Consider the following 20,120-nt stretch of genomic DNA (forward strand, 5'->3'; position numbering starts at 1 on the left):
CACACGCAAAGTGTAGGAAGGCCTAAGCCTCAGCCCCACGGCCCGCGAGGCGCGTCCTGTGGTGTCGTAGGCACGCTGGTGGACGGGGCCGACGGCGTGGTCGGAACGCTGGTCGAGGCAAAGCCCTGCGGGGCATTGCGCGGGGAGCGGCCCATCTTCATCGCCAGTTCCATCAGGGCGCGCACGCGGTTGTGGGTCGCCGGATGGGTCGAGAACAGGTTGTCCGCGCCCTTCCCGTTCAGCGGGTTGATGATGAACATGTGGGCCGTAGCCGGATTGCGCTCGGCCTGCGGGTTCATATTGCCACGCGCATAGGCTTCGATTTTCTGAAGCGCGCTGGCGAGGGCATCCGGATCGCCCGCGATCTCGGCACCGACGCGGTCAGCCTCGTATTCACGCGAGCGGCTGATGGCCATCTGCACCAGACCCGCTGCCATGGGGGCAAGGATCATCAGGGCGATGGTGCCGATCATGCCGCCCGGACGCTCGCGGTCGTCGCTGCCGCCAAAAAACATGGCGAAGTTGGCCAGCATCGAGATCGCGCCCGCGACCGTGGCCGTGATGGTCATGGTCAGGGTGTCGCGGTTTTTCACGTGGGCCAGCTCATGCGCCATCACGCCGCGGATTTCGGCGCGGGTCAGCATGTCGAGCAGGCCGGTCGTCGCAGCCACCGCTGCATTCTGGGGATTGCGGCCCGTGGCAAAGGCGTTCGGCTGGTTGTTAGGGATGATGGTGATCTTGGGCAGGGGCATGCCCGCATCCAGCGCCATCTGCTTGGTATCGGCCACATAGGCGCGCACCACGGCATTGGGGTGGCTCTCGTCTACCACCTCGGCCTTGTACATCTTCAGGACGATCTTGTCGGCGTTCCAATAGGAAAACAGGTTCATCCCCGCCGCCACCACAAAGGCGATGGCCATGCCGCTGGTACCACCAACCATGAAGCCGATCCCCATGAACAGGGCGGTCATCACAGCCAGTAGTGCGAAGGTCTTGAGATGATTCATTGGGCTTTAGTCGTCAAAGTGGGTGGCACAAGCGTCCTTATCCCCTATTTGAGCATCTAACTCTCCGCTCTCAAGACGGTGCCCCTGTGACCGAACATCCCACCCCATCGTGCGGCTGCCATTCGGATGGCTGCTCGACCCACGTTCACGACGACGCACAAGCCGATGCGCCGCGCTTCAACGAAGACGTGCCGCACGCCACGCCCGAGCGCCCGCTGAGCGATGCCGCCCGCCGCGCCTTGCTGGAAGCGGCGGAACGCCGCGCTATCGATCTGGCCTCGCAGGATCGCCCGACCGAGGTCGGCGGCCGCAAGGGGCCGGAACCGACCCGTTTCGGCGACTGGGAAAAGAAGGGCATCGCGATCGATTTCTGAGATCGCGCCTGCGCCTCGCGACCTTGTGCCGCAGGCGGGCTTCCTATCAAAAAACGGCGGCTCCGGTTGGGGCCGCCGTTTTTGTATGTCTATCAGACCCGAGCGATCTCTTGGGTGATGGCCTGCGCCGCCTCGCGTGGATTGGCCGAAGCCGTGATCGGGCGACCGATAACCAGATGGGTCGCGCCCGCCTTCAACGCCGTCGATGGCGTCGCGGCGCGGGCCTGATCATCCAGCGATGCCCCTGCCGGACGCACACCCGGTGTCACGATCAGGAAATCGTCGCGGCCTGCCTCGGCCGCGATCTCGCGGACGCGAGCGGCTTCGTGCGGGCTGGAGACCACGCCGTGGATGCCCGCCTCGATGGCCTGACGCACGCGCAGTTCGACCAGATCTGCCGCCGAAAGGCTGTGATCATCGGCCATCAGGTCCTCATCCGTCAGGCTGGTCAGAACGGTGACGCCCAGAATCTTCAAGTCGGAGCCAGCCGCACCACGCGCCGCCGCCGCCATCACCTGCGGGCGGGCATGGACAGTCAGCAGGTCACAACCCGAACCAGCCAGCACCGCCGTCGCCTTTTCGACCGTCGCGCCAATGTCGTGCAGTTTCCAGTCGAGAAAGATTTGCGCGCCCGAAGCCTTCAGCTCGCGGGCCAGCGCCATCCCGTCCGAGGCGAACAGTTGCAGCCCAACCTTATAGAAGCCCACGGCATCACCGATGCGCTCGACCAAGGCGCGCGCCTCGTCCGCCGTCGGCACGTCCAGCGCGCAGATCACGCGGGGATCAAACGGACGGTTGGCCAGCTCCGGCGAGGCGAGGTTTGACATTTTGCTGCTCTATGCGGGTTGCAGCCGCGCGCATATGCCTTGATAGGATGACATCAAGGGCTGCGACCGGCGCGGCTGATTTTTATGGTGAGATGAGGCGATGAACGCCAGCGAACTGGGTGTCAACCTCTTCGTGACGCTCTTTGCGTTGCTCGATCCTATCGGCAACCTGCCGATTTTTGCGGCCGCGACCATCGGTGCGACCCTGCGCCAGCGCGTCTCGGTCTCCTTCCTGATCTGTCTGTTTGCGGCGGCCTTCCTGGCCTTCTTCCTGTTCACGGGTCTGGGCCTGCTGCAGTTCTTCGGCATTTCGCTGGCTGCCTTCCGCATCGCGGGCGGTATCCTGCTGCTGTTCCTGGGTCTGGACATGGCGCGCGAGGACTTCCTCGCCACCTTCACCGACAAGGACCACATGCACGACAAGGGTGATGTGCGCGGCTATGCCCGCCGCCGCTTCCAGCGTCTGGTGGTGCCGTTCGCCATCCCGCTGATGATCGGCCCGGGGGCCATCTCGGCGGTCATCATCAATGCGGGTGAAGCCGCCAAGCTGGGGGCCATGGGCATGACGTGGTCGATGGTCGCCATCGCCGCCGCCTGTGCCGTCTCCTTCGTCTGCTTCTCGATGACGGGCTGGCTGAGCCGCATTCTCGGTGAAGTCGGCATGGCCATCATTGTGCGCGTGCTGGGTCTGATCCTGTGTGCGCTGGCGATCCAGTTCATTCTCATGGGTCTGGGCGAGGCCCTGCCCGGCATGATCAGTTCGGGCGTGACGACGCCCTACCCTTCCGGCAACTGATCCAAACAAAAACGGCGGCTTCGAAGGAAGCCGCCGTTTTCAATTTCAGATCCGTTCCAGCGCCTTGGCGTGTTTGGCGGCGGTGTTCAGCCCGATCCGGTCCGGCATCAGCTTGCTGATCGTCGCCAGCACCCGATAGCGCTTGCCCGGAATGATACGCGGTTTGTCGGCCTCGACCGCGTCCCAGCCCTCCTGCGCCACGCGCTCGGCGCTCAACCACATCCATTTCGGATAGGCCTTGGACACCTGATCGCGTGAGCCGTTCACATCGTGGAACTCGGTATAGGTATAGCCGGGGCAAAGCGCGGTGACGTGCACGCCCTTGCCGCGGTTCTCGATCCAGAGGCCTTGGGAGAAGCGGATCATGAAGCTCTTGATCGGGCCGTAAAGCGTGTCACCGCCGGTGGCCTGAAGGAAACCCGCCATCGAGGCCACATTCAGGATGCGGCCCCAGCCGCGCTCTTGCATCCCCGGCATCCATGCACGGGACAGTTCGACCGGCACGGTCAGCATCACACGCAGCATGGCGGCCTGCGCCTCGGGCGGGGTGGTGACAAATCCCTTGGTGTTGCTGAAGCCCGCATTGTTGATCAGGCCATCAACCGTCAGGCCCTTTGCGGCGACGGCAGCGACCAGTTTTTGCGAGGCATCCGGTTCGGCAAGGTCCGCCGTGATCACATGGGCCTTGATGCCGTGCGCCCCCTCGACCTCGGCAGCCAAAGCGTTCAGCGGGGCCTCGCGGCGAGCGATCAGGATCAGGTCATAGCCCTTGGCCGCGCACACGCGTGCCAGTGCCGCACCAATCCCTGCCGATGCGCCTGTAATGGCAATCGTGCGTCGTGCCGTCATCCGTCCCTCCCCTAAGCGGATGCTATGTCGGTGATCTTAGGCCGCCTGCGGACAGGAGGCGTGCGGAGCCAAGCCGCGCAGACATTCCGGATCCTCAGCCAGAAGGTCGGCGATCGTGATCTTGGCCAGAGCCTCGGCAGCGGCGGTGTCGGCAGCCGTCAGGGCCTTAGCCACCTGACGCGGGATATGCTGGCCCACCGGACAGCCCTTGGCACCTTCGGGCGTGGAGCCCAGATGGGCGCAGCCGTTCACCGCCCGCAGGACCTCGTCCAGATGGATGGTCTCGGGACGGCGCAGCAGCCACGAGCCACCGCTGGCCCCCGGACGGGTGGCGATCAGGCCCGCCTTGGCCAGCAGGGCCGTGACCCGGCGGATCACCACCGGATTGGTCGGAACCGATGCGGCCAGCACGGCACTGGGCGCGGCATCCTTGGCCTCATACGCATTCTTGTGCGCCAGATAGGCCAGAGCGTGGGCGGCGACCGGGAATTTTTGGCTGTCAGACATGGGTCATATCTCTCCGACCCTTAAAGTAGGGTCTGCCGATCAGTTTCACAAACCAATCTGCACCAGATTCTGTTTCTTTTGTGTGATGGTTTACTAAGCACCTGCCTTTACAGCAAAATTCCATGCCGCGTCCGACAAAGGTCCAACCTGTGCGGCCATGGATCTGGCGTGGTCGCTGGCCGCGGTGCCATCCCTGACCCGCCCGGCAATGCCCTGACAGATGGCGGCCAGACGGAACAGATTATAGGCCAGTAGCCAGTCCAGATTGTCCGGCTTGCCAAGGCCTGATGCCTGACCGTAACGCTCGGCCAACTCGTCGATTGACGGGATGCCCAAGGCCTCTAGGTCCGCACCCAGAAGGCCGTTTCGCAAGGTTTGCGGAATGGCATAGGCAATCAGCAGATAGGAGAAATCGGCCATGGCATCGCCCAGCGTCGACAGCTCCCAGTCCAGCACCGCCTGTACGCGCGGCTCGGTCGGATGCAGGATCATATTGTCGAGCCGCCAGTCGCCGTGGACGATGCGACTTGGCCCCTCGGCGGGCAAGGTCTGCGGCAGGAAGTCGATCAGGCGGTCCATGGCCACGATCGGTTCGCCCTCGGAGGCGCGATACTGTTTGGTCCAGCGGCCTACCTGACGGGCGAAATAGTTTCCGGGCTTTCCATAGTCGGCCAGACCGATCTCGACCGGATCAAGACGGTGCAGTTCGGCCAGCGTATCGACCTGTGCGAACCAGATATCGCGTCTCTGTTCGGGGGTAAGGCCGGGCAGTTTCAGGTCCCAGTAGATGCGGCCCTCGACCTTTTCCATCACATAGAACATCGAGCCGATGATGCCGTCGTCGGTACACAGCCCATAGGGTCGCGCCACCGGAAAACCCTGACGGTAAAGGGCGCTGATCACGGCAAACTCGCGGTCCACCGCGTGGGCGCTGGCCAGAAGGGTGCCGGGCGGCTTGCGACGCAGGACATAGGCGCGCGAGGGCGTCCTCAGCTCATAGGTCGGGTTGGACTGGCCACCCTTGAACTGGCGTACCTCCAGAGGCCCTTCAAACCCTTCGACATTGGCCGTCAGCCACGCCTGTAGCGATACCTCGTCCAGCCGATAGCGCGCATCCACCTCGCGCGTGCCGGAAAAAGCCTGTTGGGCGTCCAGTGCCTCGGTCATGTCATCCCTCCCCTGAGACTCTTGCCTATTCTTCGTCGGTGGCCGCCACGATGGCCGCTCTGACCGCCCGCCGCCATCCCTTGATCAATCGGGCCCGCTGGTCACTGTCCATGTCAGGCTTCCAGATGGCCGGAGCGGTTTGAGGCGGTGACCACAGGGTCTCGGTCATTCCGCACCCGAAGGCCGCCAGCCGCGCGGCACCCAGCGCCGTCATTTCCTGAAACGCCGGACGCTCGACCTCGATGTCGCAAATGTCGGCGATGAACTGCATGACGAAGGCATTGGCCGTCACCCCGCCATCCACCTTCAGCCGTTTCATCGGCGGTGCCCCGTCCTTGCGCAGCGCTTCGAGCAAGTCATAGGTCTGGTAAGCAAGGCTCTCCAGCGCGGCTCGCACCAGATGGGCCGGACCGCTGTCGCGGCTGAGACCGATCACCGTGCCACGGGCGTCCGGCTCCCACCACGGCGCGCCAAGACCGGTAAAGCCGGGCACCAGATAGACGCCGCCATTGTCCTTCAGCGTCTGGGCCACAGCCTCGGACTGGCGGGAATCCGTGATCGCCTTCAGCCCGTCGCGCAGCCACTGCACCGCCGAGCCCGCCGAGAAGATCGAGCCTTCCAGCGCATAGTGGACCCTGCCCCCCGCAGCCCAGCCCATGGTGCCCAGAAGGCGGGCGTCTGAGCGGACGATGGCCTCGCCCGTATTGGCCACTAGAAAGGCCCCCGTGCCATAGGTGATCTTGGCATCCCCCGCCTCCAGCGCGCCGTGCCCGACAAGGGCCGACTGCTGGTCACCCGCCACGCCATGGATCGGCAGGGCCTTACCCAGAAGGGCCGGAGCGCAATCCCCGAAATGGCTGTCGCTGGGCCTGATTTCGGGTAGGGCCTCTATCGGCACGTCGAACAGTTCGCACAATGACGGCGACCATTCGCGCGTTTCCAGCGCCATCAGATTGGTACGGGCGGCATTGGTCACATCGGTGACGTGGGACGCGCCATCCGTCAGCTTCCACATCAACCAGCTGTCGATGGTGCCGAGCTTGATCTCGCCCGCCCTCGCCCGCGCGCGACCGTTCTCAACCTGATCCAGCAGCCAAGCGTATTTGGAAGCCGAGAAATAGGGATCGAGGATCAGCCCCGTCTGGCGGCGCACCTCAACCTCATGGCCCGCCGCGATCAGCTCGTCCATCCGCTCGGCGGTGCGGCGGTCCTGCCAGACGATGGCACGGTGCAGGGGCTGGCCCGTGGCCGCGTCCCAAATCACCGAGGTTTCGCGCTGGTTGGTGATGCCGACAGCGGCGAAACGCTCGACGCTGCCTGCCTTTCTGATCACCTCGCGACAGGTCTGAAGCGTGGCGCGCCAGATCTCATCCGCATCATGTTCGACCCATCCCGAGTGCGGGAAATGCTGGGCCAGTTCGATCTGGCTGAGCGCCAGAACCGAGAACACCCCTTCGGGCGAAACCTCGAAGGCAATGGCGCGTGTCGAGGTGGTGCCCTGATCGATCGACAGGATGAGATCACGTTTCATGGTGCCAACTATGCAGATGTCACAGTTACCCGTTAAGGGGGAAAGTATGCGCACCCCGAGCTATACCGGCGTTGTTGACGCCGCCCGCCAGATCGCCCCCGCTATTGTCCGCACCCCCCTTATCGAGCACCCTGCCCTGAACGACGCCATTGGCGGACGGGTGCTGATGAAGGCCGAGACGTTTCAGGTCGCCGGCGCCTTCAAATTCCGCGGGGCCTATAACCGCATCAGCCGACTGACCGAGGACGAGCGCCAGCGCGGCGTGGTCGCCTTCTCGTCAGGTAACCACGCGCAGGGCGTCGCCGCCGCCGCCAAGATGGCGGGCACCCACGCCATCATCGTCATGCCGTCCGACAGCCCCAAGGTGAAGGTCGAGGGCGTGCGCAGCTTCGGCGGCGAGGTACGCTTCTATGACCGCTGGACCGAGAGCCGCGAGGCCATCGGTGCCGCCATCGCCGAGGAACGCGGCAGCATCCTCGTGCCACCGTTTGACGACCCCTACATTATCGAGGGTCAGGGCACCTGCGCGCTGGAACTTCTGGACGATGCCGATACCCCCATCGACCAGTTGCTGTGCGGAGCCTCGGGCGGCGGGCTGATGGCCGGCATCAATCTGGTCATGGCCGAACGCAGCCCCCAGACCGCCGTCTATGTCGTCGAACCGGAAGCCTTTGACGACACCCGCCGCTCGCTGGAAGCGGGCGAGCGCACCGCCCACCCGCAAGGCAAGCCGTCCATCTGCGACGCGCTGATGGCCCCCATTCCGGGCGAGCTGACCTTTCCGATCAACCGTCGTCTGGCCGGTGCCCTGGCCGTGTCGGATGCCGAGGTGGCCGAGGCCATGCGCTTTGCCTTTCGACACCTGAAGCTGGTGATCGAACCGGGTGGCGCGGTGTCCCTCGCGGCCCTGCTCTCCGGCAAGATCGACGCCAAGGACAAGACCACCGCCATCATCCTGTCAGGTGGCAATGTGGACCCCGAGCAGTTCGCCGAGATCATCAACGGCCGCTTCCAATCGGCATAACGCCGAATTTGCGTTTTGGTCGGTAAGACGCAAACCTTCCCCAAAATCATAAGGGGAGGTTTCGCGTCATGCCGTCTGCACAGGATTTGCCTCAGCTTGTCGGGACCGAGGTCGGCGTCAGCCGCTGGTTCCAGATCGATCAGGATCGCATCGACGCCTTTGCCAAGCTGACGGAGGACGAGCAGTTCATCCACGTCGATCCCGACATGGCCAAACACACCCCCTTTGGCGGCACCATCGCCCACGGCTTCCTGACGCTCAGCCTCGGCTCCGCCATGAGCTATGACGCCGTGAAAGCGCTCGATGGCGTGGTGATGGGTGTGAACTATGGCTTTGACCGTTTGCGGTTTCTCGCGCCCGTCAGGGCCGGAAAGCGGGTTCGCGGTCGCTTTGTTCTGAAGAATGCCGAAAACAAGGGCTCAGACGGCGGTGTCACCCGCTGGCTTCTGACCCACGAGATCACGGTGGAGATCGAGGGCGAGAACAAGCCCGCCCTGATCGCCGACTGGCTGTCCATGCAGATGGTCCGCGACCAGATTTAGAAAATCTGATCACGAGTGCAGAAATAATCTCCCTGCGGTTGCATTGCCTGACCCGTTGCTCGCGCCGACATAGGGCTCTGCTTGTTTGGAGAGATGACCCATGGTCGACACCGTTCCGTACGTGGTGAGTGGAGAGTGGCTGGAGGCCCGCCTTGGCGATCCGGCGATCCGCATCGTGGATGCGACCACCCGCCTGAAGCTGCCGAATGACGACGGTCCGCCCACCTTGGAATCCGGCCGCGATGGGTTTGCGCGCGGCCATATACCCGGTGCCGTCTTTGCCGATGTCATGGATGACTTTGCGGACCCGGATGCCCCCTTCCCCATCACGGCCGCGCCGTCTCAGCGTTTTGCCCAAGCCGCCTCTGCGCTCGGCATCGGTCCGGACACCCATGTAGTCGTCTATGACCAGATGGATGCCGCACTGGGTCAGGAATATTACCAGTTCTGGGCCTCGCGGTTCTGGTGGCAGTTGCGTCTGGAAGGCCATGCCAAGGTGTCGGTGCTGGATGGAGGTCTGGGCCGCTGGAAACGCGAAGGTCGCCCCGTCACGCAGGATATCGCCGCCTATCCGCCCGCGCCCTTCGTCGCACATCGCCAGCCCGAACTGCTTGCGACGGTGGATCAGGTCACCGCGGCCATCGGCGATCCCGACACCGTGCTGATCAATGTGCTGGACCGCGACACCTTTACCGGAAAGCGCCAGCCCTATGCCCGACGCGGCCACATCCCCTCCAGCCAGAACCTCTTCTTTGGCACGCTGGTTGATCCGGTGACCGGCGGCTATCGCAAGCCCGAGGACATCCGTCCCCTGTTCGAGGCCGTTGGCGCACTCGATCCGTCAAAGAAACCCGTCTTCTATTGCGGCGGCGGCATTGCCGCCACGGTCGCCGCCCTGCAACTGGCCCAACTGGGCCGTTCCGATGCAGCGGTCTATGACGGCTCCATGGTCGAATGGACCAGCGACGACAGCCGCCCGATGGCGACGCTGGAGGAATAAGGTACGCCCGTAGGCACCCTTGCCGCCTGCTCACCTATTGGATGAAGTAGGCCGGACTTAATGTTCCACGTGAAACCAAGGCACTGACTATTCGAAAGAATGTCGGTCGCTTGATCGGAATGCATACGATCCCGCGCATATAAAAAGGGCGGCTCTGTTTGAGCCGCCCTTTTCGTTATCGAATGCCGATTGGTCGCTTATTCCGCGAGGCAGCGCAGGGCCACTTCGAGGTTGCGCAGGCCGTCCTCGCCGGTGACGGCGGGGGTTTCGCCCGTGGCGATCGCCGTGGCGAAGGCTTCCAGCTCCTTCTTCAGCGGCTCGTTCGGCCAGCTGTTCAGCATGCGGGTCGAATAGGAACCGTCCGGCTGCTGGCCGAAATATTCGGTGACCTGGCGGGTGATCAGATCGGCCACGACGAAGCGCGACTTGGTGGCGACCTGCAGGGTGCGGGTCTTGTACGGCGTCACCCAGTTGGTGGTGATGTGAGCGATGGTGCCGCTTTCCATACGGAACTGCAGCAGGGCCGAGTCCTCGCGCAGGGCATGGGTGTGGCCCAGCAGCGATTGGACATCCTTCATCTCCGAACCGGTCAGGTGGCGGATGATATCGATGTCGTGCACGGCCAGATCGATAACCACGCCGACGTCACCCATACGCGGCGGGAACGGGCCCACGCGGGTGATCTGGATGGAGATGATCTCGTCATCGGCAATGGCGCGTTTGACGGTTTCGACCGCCGGATTGAAACGTTCGACATGGCCGACCATCAGCACGCGGTTGTTGGCGCGGGCGGCATCGATGATGCGCTGGGACTCGTCAACCGTCGGCGCGATCGGCTTTTCGACCAGAACGTGGATGCCGCGCTCCAGCAGGGCCACCGCCGTTTCGGCGTGGAAACGGTTCGGCGTCGCGACCACAGCCGCGTCGATACCCGAGGCGGCAAAGGCGTCCAGATCGGTGAAGGCCGAGGCCTCATAGGCAGCGGCCACACCCTCGGCGGTCACGCCATCGGGATCGAACACAGCCGACAGATCGAACTCGCGCATGTCATTGGCGACGCGGGCGTGGTTGCGGCCCATGACGCCGACACCGGCGACACCCAGTTTCAGAGCGGTCATTGAAGTTTAGCCTTTGAACGAAGCAACAGCGGCGATGATCTTGTCCTGAGTGGCCTCGTCCAGGTCCGAGTGCATCGGCAGGCTGATGACCACATCCTTCAGACGCTCGGTTTCCGGCAGACCGCCGGCACCGCGCGGGAAGGCTTCATACGCCGGCTGCATGTGCAGCGGGATCGGGTAATAGACGGCAGTCGGGATGCCCTGTTCCTTCAGGTGGGCGGCCAGAGCGTCGCGGTTCGGATGCTCGATGGTGTACTGCGCCCAGTTGGAGATGTTGCCGGCCGGAACGTCCGGCACCTTGGCGACGTGGGCGCGCAGGCCCTCGTTGTAGCGGGCGGCGATACGGTTGCGCCACTCGATCTCCTGACCGAAGACCTTCAGCTTTTCGATCAGGACGGCGGCCTGAATGGTGTCCAGACGGCTGTTCCGGCCGATACGCATGTTCAGGTATTTCGGATCGTGGTCGAACGTCTTACCTTCGAGATCCACACCCACGGCCTTGCCGTGAACGCGCACCGAATCCAGCAGCTGGGCCAGTTCATCGTCATTGGTCAGAACCGCACCGCCGTCGCCGTAGCAGCCCAGCGGCTTGGCCGGGAAGAAGCTGGTGGTGGTGACATCGGCCCAGTTCAGCGGATGCTTGCCATCCACGGTGCAGCCAAAGCCCTGCGCCGAGTCCGAAATGAATTTCAGACCGTGCTGGTCAACGATCTTCTTGATGGCCGGATAGTCAGCCGGTTGACCGAACAGGTCCACGGCGATGACCACGCGCGGGGTCAGACGAGCCTCGGCCTTGATGGCGTCGATGGCGGCGGCCAGCTTGGCCGGGTCCATGTTGTAGGTCACCGGATCGACGTCCACAAACACCGGCTCGGCACCGAACCACGGCACGACCTCGGCGGTAGCGGCAAAGGTGAAGCTGGGCACGAAGACGGCATCGCCCGCGCCAATGCCCCATGCCATCAGCGGCAGGGCCAGTGCATCGGTACCATTGGCACAGCCCAGCGCGTGCTTGGCCTGACCAAAGGCAGCCAGATCGGCTTCAAACTGGCGGACCTGCGGGCCCATGACCCATGCACCACCGACAACGGCCTCGGCCACAGCAGCTTCGATCTTGCCGTCCAGACGGACACGTTGGGCTTGAAGGTCAATAAACGGGATCATGATTTCGCTCTCCACACGATCGGGGGCGGCACCCGAGGGGCGCGTCAAAACTTTTGCGACGGTCTAGCAAATGCTGCCATCCGTTCAAAACGCGGCGGGGTCACTTCACGTTGCCGGATGCTACGAAACCCGTAACAATTCGCCCGCGACAACAGCGCGCCGTGATGTAATGAAGCGGTGACTGCCCAATTTTCGCATGGTGACCCCCATTATGAGCCGCCCAGCCGCCTTTCTCGACCGCGACGGTGTTCTGATCCACGATGTGGGCTACCCGCACCGCCCCGATCAGCTGCAGATGATGGATGGCGCGGCAGCCGCCGTTAAGCGTTTGAATGACATGGGCTTTGTGACGGTGATCGTCACCAACCAGTCGGGTATCGCCCGCGGCTATTTCGATGAAGACACCATGCACGCCTTCCACGAACTGCTGCTGGCAGAACTGGCCAAGGGCGGGGCAAGGATCGATGCGATCTATTTCTGCCCCTATCACTCGGTCGCTGCCGATCCGAAATACCTGCACCCCGACCATCCGGACCGCAAACCGAACCCCGGTATGCTGCTTCGCGCCGCCAGCGACCTAGGTCTCAGCCTCGACGAAAGTTCCATCATGATCGGAGACAATACCTCCGATATCGAGGCCGCCCAAAATGCTGGAGTTAAAGGGTTTTTGTTCAAAGGCGGCAATCTAGACACCTTCGTATCGACCATAGTCGGCGACTGATCGACTTTTCCCTATCGGGTGAATAACCTGTCCCTCTACCACTCACGAGGGGCCGAGTTTTTATATGTCGAATGCCGAATTTTCCGAGTTTTTCTGGACCAGTCGAGACGGTCTGAAACTCTATGGGCGTGATTACGTCCCGGCGACCGACACCGACAAGCTGCCCGTCATCGCCATTCACGGCCTGACCCGTAACAGCGCCGATTTCGAAGGCATCGCGTCCATTCTCAAGGCCAATGGCCGTCGTGTTATCGCCGTGGATGTCCGGGGGCGGGGGCGCTCGGACAAGGCCACCGACCCGATGACCTATGTGCCGACGACCTATGCAGGGGATATGGTCGATCTGCTGGCGCAAAAAGGCATCGAGCGCGCCGTGTTCATGGGAACGTCCATGGGCGGACTGATCACCATGTGTCTGGCCGCGCTCAAGCCCGATGCCATCGCCGCCGCCATCCTGAACGACGTCGGACCCGAAGTGGCACCAGAGGGTCTGGCCCGTATTGCCGCCTATACCGGCAAGCCTGTTGTGATCAAAAACTGGGTCGACGCGACCGAATACGCCCGCCAGATCAACGAGGTCGCCTTCCCCCACTACGACCAGAGCGACTGGGAAGCCTTCGCCCGCCGCATCTTCAAGGAAGATGAGAACGGCGTGCCGGTACTGGCCTATGATCCCGACATCTCCGCGCCGATCCGCGCGGCGGGTTCTGGCGCACTGGTGCCGGACCTGTGGCCGCTGTTCCGCGTTCTGGCCGAGCGCCCGACCCTGATCGTGCGCGGCGGCACATCGGACCTGCTGTCGACGGCCATTGCGGGCCGCATGATCATGGAAGGCAAGAACACCCGCCTGATCGAGGTGCCCGATATCGGCCACGCGCCGATGCTGGACGAGCACGAGGCGAGCGAGGCCATCCTCGACTTCCTCGGCAAGGTCGACTGACCGAGTAAACAGGCAAAGCAAAAGGGGCGCTGGTGACAGCGCCCCTTTTCATTGGGTCAGGCCTTTTTGACGAACTCGGTCCGCAGGACGAGGCCGCGTACCTTTTCGACATTGGCCTCGATCTCTTCAGGATCGCCGGTCAGGCGGATCTTCTGGACCTTGGTGCCGCGCTTCAGCGTGACGCCGCCGGAGCCCTTGACCTTGAGGTCTTTGATGAGGGTGACGCTGTCGCCGTCTTTCAGCTCTGCGCCGTTGCTATCGCGTGTGATTTCGTCGGTCATTTGCGCCCTCTAGCGAACCGCCCCGCTCCAAGTCCAGAAAAACCTTGTTAAGGACAGGGTTTTTATTTCACAGCCGACAGGGTGACCGGCGGCAGGTTGGCATCCAGCTCGTCCAGCCACACCCGCGCCGAGGAATCCGATGGTGCCCGCCAGTCGCCGCGCGGTGACAGCGAGCCTCCCGTGACCACCTTGGGACCATTCGGCACGGCGGAGCGTTTGAACTGACTGGTCTGGAAGAAGCGGATCAGGAATTTGCGCAGCCAGAAACGGATCGTCTCCAGATCGTACTGGACCTTCTCTTCCTCGGGCGTGCCGACGGGCCATAGCCCCCTCTCCCGCTCGCTCCACGCCTGATGGGCCAGATAGGCGACCTTGGACGGGGCCATGCCGAAACGGCTGATGTGGAAGAGGAAGAAGTCGTTCAGCGCATAGGGGCCGACCGTGCCCTCGGTGGACTGGATCTTGCCGTCGGCTCCGGCTGGCACCAGTTCAGGCGAGATCTCGGTCGCGAGGATGGAATAGAGCGTCGGGCTGGCCTCTTCGCCTACCAGCTTCTTGTCCGCCACCCAGCGGATCAAGTGCCGGATCAGGGTTTTGGCCACGCCGCCATTAACGTTGTAGTGGCTCATGTGGTCGCCAACGCCATAGGTGCACCACCCAAGCGCCAGTTCCGACAGATCGCCCGTACCCAGCACAAAGCCGTTGTTGTGGTTGGCCAGACGGAACAGATAGTCGGTGCGAAGGCCCGCCTGAACGTTCTCGAAGGTCACGTCATAGACCGGCTCGCCCTTCGCGAAGGGGTGGCCGATACCTTCCAGCATGGCGCTGGCGGCGGGGCGGATATCGATCTCGTGGCCGGATACGCCCAGCGCCTTCATCAGCGCCCAGGCGTTCGACTTGGTGCCGTCGGAGGTCGCAAACCCCGGCATGGTATAGGCGAGAATACCCGTGCGCGGCAGGTTCAGACGGTCAAACGCCCGGCACGCCACCAAGAGGGCCTGCGTGGAATCCAGCCCTCCCGACACACCGATCACCAGAGTTTTCGAGCCCGTCGCCGTCATGCGGCGCATCAGGCCCTGAACCTGAATGTTGAACGCCTCGAAACAGTCCTGATCCAGCTTGGCACCGTCATCAGGCACGAAGGGGAAGCGGTCCATCGCGCGGATCAACCCGCCCGACGGGCCTTCGGCGGCGATGAAGGGAACCACCGTCGCCACCTCGCCCTCATGGCGGGCGCAATCGGCGAAGGTGCCGTTGCGCAGGCGGTCCAGACCGATCCGGTCCACATCCACATCGGCGATGGTCAGGTGGCTTTCCAGCGCGAAGCGTTCGCCCTCGGCCAGTTTGGCACCCAGTTCATAGACGGTCGCCTGACCGTCCCATGCCAGATCGGTCGTGCTCTCCCCCCAACCGGAGGCGGCAAACACATAGGCCGACAGAGTGCGGGCCGACTGGCTGGCGCACATCAGGGCACGGTCCTCGGACTTGCCGATGACGATGTTGGAGGCCGACAGGTTGCAGAGGATGCGCGCCCCCGCCAGTGCGGCACGCGTGGACGGCGGCTGCGGGGCCCAGAAGTCCTCGCAGATCTCGACGGCAAAGGTGAAGCCCGGACGGTTGGCCGCCTCGAAAACCAGACCCGGCTGGAAGTCCACTTCCTCGCCGTTCAGTACCACCACATCCTCGGTGCGCGAGGCGGCGGGCGCGAACCAGCGCTTTTCATAATATTCGCGGTAGTTCGGCAGATAGGACTTCGGCACCACGGCCAGAACCTCGCCGCCCGACAGCACCACCGCACAGTTGAACAGGGCATCGCCCTGACGGATCGGCGCGCCGACCACGGCCACCAGTCCGGCCTCTTCCACCACTTCGGAAATGCGGGCGATCTGGCGTTCGACCTCGTTCAGCAGCGGGGCCTGATGGTGCAGGTCGTCGATGGCATAGGCGCTGATCGACAGTTCGGGAAAGACGATCAGATCGACTTCGGACTCCGCCGCCTGCTCGATCAGCCGGATATGCTCGTCGGCATTGGCGACGGGATCGGCGATGTGAACCACAGGCGTTGCCGCCGCCACACGGACGAAGCCATGGGTGCGGGCGTGGTAGAAGTCGTGGGTGGTGCGGGCCATCAAGCTTTCCAATGCGCGAAACCAACTTCATATCCATATAGGTTCGCGCGTGACCTGAGAACCGCACTCCGCTAGAGCAGTGATTATGAGCGATACGCCGAAAAAAGGCTGGTTCCAGCGCCTGAGCGAGGGGCTGTCCCGGTCCTCCAAACAGATGACCGAACAGGTCGTCTCCGCCTTCGTCAAAGAACCTCTTTCCGAAGAGGCGCTTGAACGACTGGAAGAGCACCTGATCGAAAGCGATCTTGGCCCTGCGGCCTCCGCCCGCATCGTGGAGCGTTTCCGCGCCCTGCGCTTCGGCAAGGAGTCCAACGAGCGCGAGATCAAGGAAGCTTTGGCCGAGGCCGTGGCGCAGGAACTGCTGCCGCGTCAGGCCAAGTTTGACCCGCTGTCGGGCGAAAAGCCCTATGTGGTGCTGTTCGTCGGTGTGAACGGTTCGGGCAAGACCACGACCCTGGGCAAGATCGCATCGGACCTGACCGCCAAGGGGGCCAAGGTCATGATCGTGGCCGGCGATACCTTCCGTGCCGCCGCCCGCGAACAGCTCAAGGTCTGGGCCGACCGCGCAGGCGCTCATTTCGAGAGCCGCCGCGACGGTGCCGATGCCGCGGGCCTTGCCTTCGATGCCTATACAAAGGCCAAGGCCGAGGGCTTTGACGTGGTGTTGATCGACACGGCGGGCCGCCTGCAGAACAAGTCCACCCTGATGGACGAACTGCTGAAGATCGTGCGCGTGCTGAAAAAGGTCGATGCCGACGCCCCGCACGAGACCCTGCTGGTGCTGGATGCCACCGTGGGCCGCAACGCGCTGGAGCAGGAAAAGATTTTCGGCCGCACCGCCTATGTGTCCGGCGTGGTTATGACCAAGCTGGACGGAACGGCGCGCGGCGGCGTGCTGGTGCCCGTGGCACAGGCGTCCGACGCCCCCATCAAACTGATCGGCGTGGGCGAAGGTGTCGAGGACCTTCAGGACTTCGACGCCGTCGCCTTCTCGCGCTCCCTCGTCGGTCTGGAGGACTGATCTTTCGTGTCTGAGAACAAAAAAGCCTCCAACCTGCGCCAAGCCGTCGATTTCGGTGCCCTTGTCGCCTTCATGGGCTCCTATGCCTTCCTGCGCTTTTTCAAGGGACAGGAAAGCAGCGAGGCCCTGATCTCGGCGACGTGGGTACTGGTGGGCGCGTCTCTCATTGCCCTGATCGCCGGATGGCTTTTGGAGAAACGCCTTGCGCCCCTGCCGCTGTTCAGCGGCCTGTTCGCGCTGGTGTTCGGCACCCTGACCATCTTCTTCCACGATCCGAACCTGCTGAAGATCAAGATCACGGTTCAGAATCTGGCCCTCTCCGCCATTCTTCTGGGATCGCTGGCGTTCAACAAGGCGGCGTTCAAATACCTGCTGGGTAGCGCCTTCAACCTGACCGATGCGGGCTGGAAGGGTCTGACCCTGCGCTACGGCCTGTTCTTCCTGACGGTCGCCATCGTCAATGAAGTGATCTGGCGCACCCAGACGGACGACTTCTGGGTCGCCTTCCGTGGCGGTCTCTGGATGGCCTCCGCCGCCTTCGGCATCTGGCAGGTCTTCTTCATCATGAAGCATCTGGTGAAGGACGAGGACGAGGCCAAAGACGCCTGATCCGCTCACGAACAATAAGAGGCCCGTTCGAAAGGACGGGTCTTTTGCATTGCGCGTCACAGTTGCGTCGTCAAAACGTCAATCCCAGTTGTTAGTCCGACAGGACAGCCCCAACCGCCGGAGAGCCACGTGACTAAAATCGCTGCCCATAGCGGTCCGGTACCGGAACTTGCGCGCTCGCCCAGCCACCTGCTGCATCGGGCCTTGCAACTGTGCGTCGATGTCTATGGCAACGAAAGCGGCGAGGCTGGCGTCACCCAGCGCCAGTACGCCGTGCTGGAGGCGGTGTCCCAACATCCCGGCCTGACCCAGACCGATCTGGTCAAGGCCACCGGCATTGACCGCTCGACCCTAGCCGATCTCGTCAGCCGCATGACCACCAAGGGCCTGCTGGAGCGCGAACAGTCCGCCATCGACGCCCGCGCCAAGGCCGTCAGACTGTCTTCGGCGGGTGCGGAAGCGCTGGAAAAGGCCCGCCCCTGCGCCCTGTCGGCAGACAAACGCATCCTTGCCCTTCTGCCCAAGGGACGCCGCGAAGCCTTTATCGATACGCTAGCCCTGTTGGCCGAGGTCGCGGACGCGGCCCCCGAAGAGGCCAAGCGCGCCAAGAAGGCTGCAAAGAAGGCCGATAAAGAGGCGCGAAAGGCCGCGAAGCTGGCCAAGAAGGCCAAGGCCGAGAAAGCCCAGTCGCGCAGCCGCTAGACGCGGATATCCAGCAGGCTACCCGGGCGACGCATGGCGTTGGGTGCAGGCTCAGGTGCGGTTACGGGCTCGGAATCTCGCAACTCAAGCACCGCCTCGGCCTGAACACTCTGGGTGACCGGACGGAAGAAGGCCGTCTGCGCCTCGCGCAGGGCCTTGGCCGCATTCACCACAGCCGAACCGCCCTGCCCTTTCAGGCTGGGTGGAAATGGTGGGCGTTCTGACAGGATAGCGGCCATGGTCCGTAGTATTACGGATGAGCCCTAATCTACGGTTAACGCAATGTTGACCATATCCTTAACGCGCAGGCGTGGCGCGATAGGCATCCAGAAGTTGTACGCGGTCGGCATCGGTGATCACCGGCCCCGTGGTCTTGTGCTTCACGATCCCGTAGGCGTCGATGACGAAGGTCTCCGGCACGCCCGAGATTCCAAGGTCCAGACCCGCCCGTCCCTCGGCATCCACCAGCACGATGTCATAGGGATCGCCCAGTTCCTCGAGGAAGGCGGCGGTCTTGGCCGGATCGTCCTTATAGGCGATGCCGATGATCTTCACGCCCTCGGCCTTGAGCGCCATCAGCTGCGCGTGTTCCAGACGGCACGGCGCACACCAGCTGGCAAACAGGTTGATGACCGCAGGCTTGCCGACCGACGCGGTCCGCGCATCCAGCATACGGCCCGACACCTCGGCCCCTTCCAGCATGGGCAGGGTGGTTTCCGGCACGGGCTTACCCACCAGCGCCGACGGCTGATAGCGCGCCCCCTTGCCGCTTTCGGCCATGCGGTTCATCTGGAAGGCCAGAAAGCCCCCCAGCAGGACCAGAGCCACAATCGGCAGTACGGCCATCCAACGGGGCATCAGCGGACCTTTCTGCTTTCCAGTCGAACCAGCTCGGCCTTCCAGCGGCGCGCCTCGATCAGGGCGCGGGCGGCCAGAGCCACAAAGACCACCGCCGTGATGGCAAAGGCGGGCCAGACGAAAGCGGCATATTTGCCCATGTCGAAGTCGAGCATTCAGGCGTCTCCGGTCAGGCGTTAAAGGCAGCGCGGGCGCGCAGGGACAGGACGCGGCGGCGGCGGACCTCGGTCCGGATCGCAGTCACCCAGATCGCGCCAAAGAACAGGCCATAGCCGAGGATCATGGCGATCAGACCCGGCAGATAGGCCGCATCGACAGAGGTGCCGCCCGAGCGGATCAGCGAGGCGGGCTGATGCAGGGTATTCCACCAGTCTACCGAGAATTTCACGATGGGCAGGTTGATCAGCCCTACGAGGCCCAAGACGGCGGCGGCACGCGACGCCCTTTGCTCGTCATCGATCGACGACCGCAGGGCCATATAGCCGATATAGAAAAGGAACAGCACCAGCACCGAGGTCAGGCGGGCATCCCAAACCCACCACGTACCCCACATCGGCTTGCCCCACAGCGATCCGGTAATCAGCGCCAGCGCGGTCAGCGCTGCCCCCGGAAGGGCTGCGGCCTTGGCTGCGGCATCGGCCAGCGGATGGCGGAACACCAGCGCAAACAGGCTGGAAACCCCCAGCGCCGCATAGGCGCCCAGACCGACAATGGCGGCGGGCACATGGATGAACATGATGCGGACGGTATCGCCCTGCTGGTAGTCTTCGGGGACGGCAAAGGCCTGAAACGTGCCGAAGGCCAGCAATCCGACAGCCAGCAACCACAGCACCGACACCAGCGGTGTTGTGAAACGCATGAATTTGTCGGGATTTGCGAGACCAAACATATCGGAGCGATTACTTGGCCTGAGCGTCCACGGCAAGCGGGCGCGTGAAGCACCCGCCGCCGCA

At 63.4% G+C, this 20,120-nt stretch carries 24 protein-coding genes; 10 read left to right on the forward strand and 14 right to left on the reverse strand.

Annotated features, from left to right (window positions below; translation table 11 throughout):
• Positions 1-29: 29 nt before the first annotated feature.
• Positions 30-1,007, reverse strand: coding sequence for a zinc metalloprotease HtpX (htpX, locus tag Q0Y42_RS00340; RefSeq protein WP_297798950.1), 978 nt, complete (start codon positions 1,005-1,007; stop codon positions 30-32).
• A gap of 188 nt (positions 1,008-1,195) precedes the next feature.
• Between htpX and Q0Y42_RS00345 the strand changes: the two genes are divergently transcribed.
• Positions 1,196-1,381 (forward strand): DUF1674 domain-containing protein, encoded by a 186-nt coding sequence (locus tag Q0Y42_RS00345; protein ID WP_297799050.1) that lies wholly within the window; start codon positions 1,196-1,198, stop codon positions 1,379-1,381.
• A gap of 92 nt (positions 1,382-1,473) precedes the next feature.
• Here the strand turns inward: Q0Y42_RS00345 and pyrF are convergent, their stop codons facing one another.
• On the reverse strand, positions 1,474-2,208 hold the full coding sequence (pyrF, locus tag Q0Y42_RS00350; protein WP_297798952.1) for an orotidine-5'-phosphate decarboxylase: 735 nt from the start codon (positions 2,206-2,208) through the stop codon (positions 1,474-1,476).
• A gap of 100 nt (positions 2,209-2,308) precedes the next feature.
• Here pyrF and Q0Y42_RS00355 point away from each other — a divergent pair, with 100 nt between their 5' ends.
• Positions 2,309-3,004, forward strand: a complete 696-nt coding sequence (locus Q0Y42_RS00355) for a MarC family protein (protein ID WP_297798954.1) — start codon at positions 2,309-2,311, stop codon at positions 3,002-3,004.
• A 45-nt stretch (positions 3,005-3,049) separates the two neighbouring features.
• On the opposite strand, the gene Q0Y42_RS00360 is transcribed toward Q0Y42_RS00355, so the two are convergent.
• From Q0Y42_RS00360 to glpK, 4 genes are all read right to left on the reverse strand, one after another.
• Positions 3,050-3,853, reverse strand: a complete 804-nt coding sequence (locus Q0Y42_RS00360) for an SDR family oxidoreductase (protein WP_297798956.1) — start codon at positions 3,851-3,853, stop codon at positions 3,050-3,052.
• Between the two features lie 36 nt (positions 3,854-3,889).
• Positions 3,890-4,360, reverse strand: coding sequence for an Rrf2 family transcriptional regulator (locus tag Q0Y42_RS00365; protein WP_297798960.1), 471 nt, complete (start codon positions 4,358-4,360; stop codon positions 3,890-3,892).
• Positions 4,361-4,453: 93 nt separating this feature from the next.
• The gene (locus Q0Y42_RS00370) at positions 4,454-5,527 is read right to left on the reverse strand and encodes a phosphotransferase family protein (RefSeq protein ID WP_297798962.1); all 1,074 of its coding nucleotides are present in this window, start codon (positions 5,525-5,527) and stop codon (positions 4,454-4,456) included.
• Between the two features lie 25 nt (positions 5,528-5,552).
• On the reverse strand, positions 5,553-7,058 hold the full coding sequence (gene glpK, locus Q0Y42_RS00375) for a glycerol kinase GlpK (RefSeq protein WP_297798964.1): 1,506 nt from the start codon (positions 7,056-7,058) through the stop codon (positions 5,553-5,555).
• Between the two features lie 46 nt (positions 7,059-7,104).
• Here glpK and Q0Y42_RS00380 point away from each other — a divergent pair, with 46 nt between their 5' ends.
• The 3 genes from Q0Y42_RS00380 (at position 7,105) to Q0Y42_RS00390 (ending at position 9,624) form a co-directional block, all read left to right on the forward strand.
• The gene (locus tag Q0Y42_RS00380) at positions 7,105-8,082 is read left to right on the forward strand and encodes a threonine/serine dehydratase (RefSeq protein ID WP_297798966.1); all 978 of its coding nucleotides are present in this window, start codon (positions 7,105-7,107) and stop codon (positions 8,080-8,082) included.
• 68 nt (positions 8,083-8,150) lie between these two features.
• Positions 8,151-8,624: a MaoC family dehydratase gene (locus Q0Y42_RS00385; protein ID WP_297798968.1), complete on the forward strand. Its 474-nt coding sequence runs from the start codon at positions 8,151-8,153 to the stop codon at positions 8,622-8,624.
• 100 nt (positions 8,625-8,724) lie between these two features.
• Positions 8,725-9,624 (forward strand): sulfurtransferase, encoded by a 900-nt coding sequence (locus Q0Y42_RS00390; RefSeq protein ID WP_297798969.1) that lies wholly within the window; start codon positions 8,725-8,727, stop codon positions 9,622-9,624.
• 197 nt (positions 9,625-9,821) lie between these two features.
• Here the strand turns inward: Q0Y42_RS00390 and Q0Y42_RS00395 are convergent, their stop codons facing one another.
• Positions 9,822-10,742 carry a Gfo/Idh/MocA family oxidoreductase gene (locus Q0Y42_RS00395; protein ID WP_297798971.1) on the reverse strand — a complete coding sequence of 307 codons (921 nt, stop codon included), beginning with the start codon at positions 10,740-10,742 and terminating at the stop codon, positions 9,822-9,824.
• A 6-nt stretch (positions 10,743-10,748) separates the two neighbouring features.
• A complete protein-coding gene (locus Q0Y42_RS00400; protein WP_297799052.1) occupies positions 10,749-11,909 on the reverse strand; it encodes a DegT/DnrJ/EryC1/StrS aminotransferase family protein in 1,161 nt (386 codons plus the stop codon).
• Between the two features lie 208 nt (positions 11,910-12,117).
• On the opposite strand from Q0Y42_RS00400, the gene Q0Y42_RS00405 reads away from it, so the two are divergent.
• Both Q0Y42_RS00405 and Q0Y42_RS00410 read left to right on the forward strand, forming a co-directional pair.
• Positions 12,118-12,627, forward strand: a complete 510-nt coding sequence (locus Q0Y42_RS00405) for an HAD family hydrolase (RefSeq protein WP_297798973.1) — start codon at positions 12,118-12,120, stop codon at positions 12,625-12,627.
• A gap of 64 nt (positions 12,628-12,691) precedes the next feature.
• Complete coding sequence (locus Q0Y42_RS00410) at positions 12,692-13,567, forward strand: alpha/beta hydrolase (RefSeq protein ID WP_297798975.1); 876 nt, start codon at positions 12,692-12,694, stop codon at positions 13,565-13,567.
• A gap of 56 nt (positions 13,568-13,623) precedes the next feature.
• Here the strand turns inward: Q0Y42_RS00410 and Q0Y42_RS00415 are convergent, their stop codons facing one another.
• A complete protein-coding gene (locus Q0Y42_RS00415) occupies positions 13,624-13,848 on the reverse strand; it encodes an alkylphosphonate utilization protein (protein ID WP_297798977.1) in 225 nt (74 codons plus the stop codon).
• A gap of 62 nt (positions 13,849-13,910) precedes the next feature.
• Positions 13,911-15,977, reverse strand: coding sequence for an NAD(+) synthase (locus Q0Y42_RS00420; RefSeq protein ID WP_297798979.1), 2,067 nt, complete (start codon positions 15,975-15,977; stop codon positions 13,911-13,913).
• Positions 15,978-16,062: 85 nt separating this feature from the next.
• On the opposite strand from Q0Y42_RS00420, the gene ftsY reads away from it, so the two are divergent.
• The 3 genes from ftsY (at position 16,063) to Q0Y42_RS00435 (ending at position 18,309) form a co-directional block, all read left to right on the forward strand.
• Positions 16,063-16,998 (forward strand): signal recognition particle-docking protein FtsY, encoded by a 936-nt coding sequence (gene ftsY, locus Q0Y42_RS00425; protein WP_297798981.1) that lies wholly within the window; start codon positions 16,063-16,065, stop codon positions 16,996-16,998.
• Between the two features lie 6 nt (positions 16,999-17,004).
• On the forward strand, positions 17,005-17,607 hold the full coding sequence (locus Q0Y42_RS00430) for a septation protein IspZ (RefSeq protein ID WP_297798983.1): 603 nt from the start codon (positions 17,005-17,007) through the stop codon (positions 17,605-17,607).
• A gap of 129 nt (positions 17,608-17,736) precedes the next feature.
• The gene (locus Q0Y42_RS00435) at positions 17,737-18,309 is read left to right on the forward strand and encodes a MarR family transcriptional regulator (protein WP_297798984.1); all 573 of its coding nucleotides are present in this window, start codon (positions 17,737-17,739) and stop codon (positions 18,307-18,309) included.
• On the opposite strand, the gene Q0Y42_RS00440 is transcribed toward Q0Y42_RS00435, so the two are convergent.
• Genes Q0Y42_RS00440 through ccmC form a run of 4 tightly spaced genes read right to left on the reverse strand, consistent with a single transcriptional unit; the run spans position 18,306 to position 20,056 of the window.
• The gene (locus Q0Y42_RS00440) at positions 18,306-18,548 is read right to left on the reverse strand and encodes a hypothetical protein (RefSeq protein ID WP_297798985.1); all 243 of its coding nucleotides are present in this window, start codon (positions 18,546-18,548) and stop codon (positions 18,306-18,308) included. The genes Q0Y42_RS00435 and Q0Y42_RS00440 overlap by 4 nt on opposite strands.
• Positions 18,549-18,606: 58 nt before the next feature.
• On the reverse strand, positions 18,607-19,167 hold the full coding sequence (locus Q0Y42_RS00445; RefSeq protein WP_297798987.1) for a DsbE family thiol:disulfide interchange protein: 561 nt from the start codon (positions 19,165-19,167) through the stop codon (positions 18,607-18,609).
• Positions 19,167-19,322: a heme exporter protein CcmD gene (ccmD, locus tag Q0Y42_RS00450; protein ID WP_297798988.1), complete on the reverse strand. Its 156-nt coding sequence runs from the start codon at positions 19,320-19,322 to the stop codon at positions 19,167-19,169. The genes Q0Y42_RS00445 and ccmD overlap by 1 nt, the downstream gene beginning before the upstream one ends.
• Before the next feature lie 14 nt (positions 19,323-19,336).
• On the reverse strand, positions 19,337-20,056 hold the full coding sequence (gene ccmC / locus Q0Y42_RS00455; protein ID WP_297798990.1) for a heme ABC transporter permease CcmC: 720 nt from the start codon (positions 20,054-20,056) through the stop codon (positions 19,337-19,339).
• Positions 20,057-20,120 lie beyond the last annotated feature (64 nt).

The sequence above is a fragment of the uncultured Brevundimonas sp. genome, from assembly GCF_947305955.1.
Classification (GTDB): Bacteria; Pseudomonadota; Alphaproteobacteria; order Caulobacterales; family Caulobacteraceae; genus Brevundimonas.

Bases quoted from the DNA above. Each gene is read 5' to 3' on its own strand.
- Q0Y42_RS00390 (WP_297798969.1), top strand. From the start codon at position 8,725: ATGGTCGACACCGTTCCGTACGTGGTGAGTGGAGAGTGGCTGGAGGCC.
- Q0Y42_RS00440 (WP_297798985.1), bottom strand. From the start codon at position 18,548: ATGGCCGCTATCCTGTCAGAACGCCCACCATTTCCACCCAGCCTGAAA.
- ccmD (WP_297798988.1), bottom strand. From the start codon at position 19,322: ATGCTCGACTTCGACATGGGCAAATATGCCGCTTTCGTCTGGCCCGCC.
- Q0Y42_RS00360 (WP_297798956.1), bottom strand. From the start codon at position 3,853: ATGACGGCACGACGCACGATTGCCATTACAGGCGCATCGGCAGGGATT.
- ftsY (WP_297798981.1), top strand. From the start codon at position 16,063: ATGAGCGATACGCCGAAAAAAGGCTGGTTCCAGCGCCTGAGCGAGGGG.
- pyrF (WP_297798952.1), bottom strand. From the start codon at position 2,208: ATGTCAAACCTCGCCTCGCCGGAGCTGGCCAACCGTCCGTTTGATCCC.
- Q0Y42_RS00415 (WP_297798977.1), bottom strand. From the start codon at position 13,848: ATGACCGACGAAATCACACGCGATAGCAACGGCGCAGAGCTGAAAGAC.
- Q0Y42_RS00405 (WP_297798973.1), top strand. From the start codon at position 12,118: ATGAGCCGCCCAGCCGCCTTTCTCGACCGCGACGGTGTTCTGATCCAC.
- Q0Y42_RS00365 (WP_297798960.1), bottom strand. From the start codon at position 4,360: ATGTCTGACAGCCAAAAATTCCCGGTCGCCGCCCACGCTCTGGCCTAT.
- Q0Y42_RS00370 (WP_297798962.1), bottom strand. From the start codon at position 5,527: ATGACCGAGGCACTGGACGCCCAACAGGCTTTTTCCGGCACGCGCGAG.
- Q0Y42_RS00385 (WP_297798968.1), top strand. From the start codon at position 8,151: ATGCCGTCTGCACAGGATTTGCCTCAGCTTGTCGGGACCGAGGTCGGC.
- Q0Y42_RS00355 (WP_297798954.1), top strand. From the start codon at position 2,309: ATGAACGCCAGCGAACTGGGTGTCAACCTCTTCGTGACGCTCTTTGCG.
- Q0Y42_RS00445 (WP_297798987.1), bottom strand. From the start codon at position 19,167: ATGCCCCGTTGGATGGCCGTACTGCCGATTGTGGCTCTGGTCCTGCTG.
- Q0Y42_RS00380 (WP_297798966.1), top strand. From the start codon at position 7,105: ATGCGCACCCCGAGCTATACCGGCGTTGTTGACGCCGCCCGCCAGATC.
- htpX (WP_297798950.1), bottom strand. From the start codon at position 1,007: ATGAATCATCTCAAGACCTTCGCACTACTGGCTGTGATGACCGCCCTG.
- Q0Y42_RS00420 (WP_297798979.1), bottom strand. From the start codon at position 15,977: ATGGCCCGCACCACCCACGACTTCTACCACGCCCGCACCCATGGCTTC.
- ccmC (WP_297798990.1), bottom strand. From the start codon at position 20,056: ATGTTTGGTCTCGCAAATCCCGACAAATTCATGCGTTTCACAACACCG.
- glpK (WP_297798964.1), bottom strand. From the start codon at position 7,058: ATGAAACGTGATCTCATCCTGTCGATCGATCAGGGCACCACCTCGACA.
- Q0Y42_RS00410 (WP_297798975.1), top strand. From the start codon at position 12,692: ATGTCGAATGCCGAATTTTCCGAGTTTTTCTGGACCAGTCGAGACGGT.
- Q0Y42_RS00395 (WP_297798971.1), bottom strand. From the start codon at position 10,742: ATGACCGCTCTGAAACTGGGTGTCGCCGGTGTCGGCGTCATGGGCCGC.